The organism is Streptomyces sp. NH27, from assembly GCF_056859195.1.
Map to the genome: position 1 here is coordinate 1 of NZ_JACEGK010000730.1, position 2,855 is coordinate 2,855.

Here is a 2,855-nt window from a genome sequence, read left to right on the forward strand (position 1 = left end):
GGATCTCGTCAGGGGTGGGGTGCTGGGCAAGCAACTGCATGACCTCGGTGGCGAAGTCGTCCAGCGGCAGTGCGTGCGGGTTGACCTTCTCCTGTCCTGCCGTGGCGACGGCCGGCGGGACGAGCTCGACGACGCCGACGCCGGTGCCGGCGAGCTGCGCGCGCAGCGCCTCGGAATAGGCGTGTACCGCGGCTTTCGAGGCGGCGTAGGTGGGCATGGGCGGGAACGGCAGGAAGGCGATGCCGGAGGTGACGGTGACGAAGGTGCCGGCGCCGCGTTCGACCAGGTGGGGGGTGAAGGCGTCGACGACCCGGATGGTGCCGACCAGGTTGGTTTCGATCGTCGTCTGCGCCGCCTCGAAGTGCGCGGGGTCGCGCAGGTCCTCCAGGAGCATGACGCCCGACATGGTCACCACGGTGTCCAGCTCGGGGAGCTGGGCGAGTACGGCGTCGCGGGCGCGCGCAACGGAGTCACCGTCGGTGACGTCGATCCCGAAGGTGTGGAAGCCTTCGCCGGCGAGTTCGGAGAGCGCCTGCGCGCTGCGACCGCCGATGGCCACGGTGCTGCCTGCCGCGGCGAACCGCCGGGCCAGTTCCCGGCCGATGCCGGAAGTCCCGCCGACGATGAGCACGGTGCGGTTGGAGAGATGCACGACGTATTCCCTTCGGGTCGGAGCACCTACGGCATCAAGCCCGCGGCGCCCGTTCAGCGATCGTCCCTGTCCTTCTCGAACAGTGATGCCACAAGTCTTGACGGCATCCACCGAACGTGGCAGGGCCGCCGTCTTCCCTGGTCCTGCCAGGGCCCCCTCTGGGACGCGCACACCGCACTACGGTTGTCGCTATGAAGGACGAGGAATCCGGCAACCGGCTCGGCGGCTACCTCCGCGCCCGGCGTGAGCTGGTCACCCCGGCGCAGGCGGGACTCCCGCCCGGCGGCAACCGCCGCGTGCCCGGCCTGCGCCGTGAGGAAGTCGCCCTGCTCGCCGGAATCAGCGCCGACTACTATCTGCGCCTGGAGCGGGGCCGCGACAAGAACCCTTCGGTCCAGGTCCTCGCATCGCTCGCGCGCGTCCTGGGTCTCGACGATGTCGAGCGGACGTATCTGCTCGGCCTCGCCGCCGCACGCCCCAGGGCGCCGCGCCGCAAGCGCCCCGAACACGTACCGCCACGGGTGCACCAGCTCCTCGCCCACCTCCGGATTCCCGCGTTCGTCGAAGGTCGCGCCTTCGACGTCCTGGCGTCCAACCCCATGGCCGTCGCGCTCTCGCCGCGCCTGCGGCCCGGCCAGAACCGGCTGCGTTCCCTCTTCCTCGATCCCGAGGAGCAAGCCTTCCAGCAGGACTGGGCGAAAGCAGCCGCCGACTTCATCGCCGTGCTTCGCACCACCATCGGGGACGACACCGACAACCCCCGGTTCGTCGAGCTCGTCGGGGAGCTCGCACTGTCCAGCCAGCGGTTCCGCACCCTGTGGGCCCGGCACGACGTACGCGACCTCGTCGGCGGCACCACCACCGTCCAGCACCCCGTCGTCGGTGAACTACGGCTCCACCGCGACAAGCTCCCCATCGACGACGTCATCCTCGTCGTCTACTACCCCGACAAGGACAGCGACAGCGACGAGAAACTGCGACTTCTCGCCGCGCTCGCAGCGACCGAGTCCACGGAGCACACGGAACACGGCGAGTCCATGGAGCCCGGCGAGCCCACCGGCACGGCGGACAGCGGCCCGTCGGGCACCCCGCACCCGAAAACGCCGTGAACCGCAGCCGGCGTCGCCGGTCGGGTCAGGACAGGGTGCGGGTGGCCGTCGGGCGGGTGGCGGTGGTGACGGTGAACAGGCCGCCGTCGGGGTCGCGCAGCTCCGCGTAGGCACCGGAGTGGGTGGTGCCCTGGCGGACGAGGGTGCCGCCGAGGCCGCGGGCGGCGGCCACGCAGGCAGCGGTGTCGGGAACGGCGAACTGCACGTCCCAGTGCGGCCGCACGGTCGGGTCCGGATCGGCCTCGACCGCGCCCGAGCCGAGCCGGGCGACGACCGCGCCGCCGCTGCGCACGACCACCTCTTCGTGTTCGTAGTCGACGGTGCAGCCGTCCGGGCTGCCGTCGGCCCACTGCAGGACGCCGCCGTAGAAGATCGCTGCCTCGAAGGCGTCGCGGGTGCGCAGCCGCAGCACCACCGGCCCCTGGTCGTGCCAGGTCTCCCAGCCGCTGGGCAGGCGCCCGTCCCACACGCCGAAGACGGCGCCGTCACGGTCGGCGGCGACCAGGGCGCGGCCGGAGGCGAACGCGACCGGGCCGAGCGCGACGGTGGCGCTGCGCTCGCGGATGCGGCCGGCGGCTTCGTCCACCTGGGGGACGAAGAAGTACGGGGTCCAGCCGACCGCGATCTGCAGGTCGACGGCGACGGCGCCGATGCCCGCGACCGGGTGGCCGTCGCTGAGGGCGACCGCGAAGTGATCGCCGAGCGTGGTGTTGCGGAACTCCCAGCCGAGCACGCTGCCGTAGAACTTCTCGGACGCCTGGAGGTCACGCGCGGTGAGGTTGGCCCAGCAGGGGGCCCCGCGGGGCACGTCCGCGGCGGACGCGGTGGCGGTGGGCGCTGACGGGTGCTCGCTCGTCACTGTGGTGCCGTTCCGTTTCGGGGACTTCGGGGACTTCGGGGACAGGGAACTGCCGGGGGTCGGCCGGGCGCTTGACGTCGCCTTCCCCGGTATGGCGTGATCATGCCTCGCGGCTCGCCCCGCTCCGCGGTTTCCGCACCGGCCGTGGGGCGGCCAGGCCGGACCAGCACCCGGCCGGGGCTCGACCAGGACTCGACCATGTGCAGGACGTTACCGGCTCCGGGCGGTGCGAGAC

General features: G+C 72.2%; 3 protein-coding genes. 1 reads left to right on the top strand and 2 read right to left on the bottom strand.

The features are described 5' to 3' along the window. A partial coding sequence (locus tag AC13HU_RS35065) for an SDR family oxidoreductase (RefSeq protein ID WP_483046039.1) occupies positions 1 to 652 on the bottom strand: 652 nt, incomplete at its 3' end. Between the two features lie 191 nt (positions 653 to 843). Here AC13HU_RS35065 and AC13HU_RS35070 point away from each other — a divergent pair. Further along, a complete protein-coding gene (locus AC13HU_RS35070; RefSeq protein WP_483046040.1) occupies positions 844 to 1,761 on the top strand; it encodes a helix-turn-helix transcriptional regulator in 918 nt (305 codons plus the stop codon). 25 nt (positions 1,762 to 1,786) lie between these two features. Here the strand turns inward: AC13HU_RS35070 and AC13HU_RS35075 are convergent, their stop codons facing one another. Beyond that, a complete protein-coding gene (locus AC13HU_RS35075; protein ID WP_483046041.1) occupies positions 1,787 to 2,620 on the bottom strand; it encodes a VOC family protein in 834 nt (277 codons plus the stop codon). Positions 2,621 to 2,855 lie beyond the last annotated feature (235 nt).

Excerpts from the sequence above, each read along its gene's own strand:
- AC13HU_RS35070 (WP_483046040.1), top strand. The coding sequence starts at position 844 with ATGAAGGACGAGGAATCCGGCAACCGGCTCGGCGGCTACCTCCGCGCC.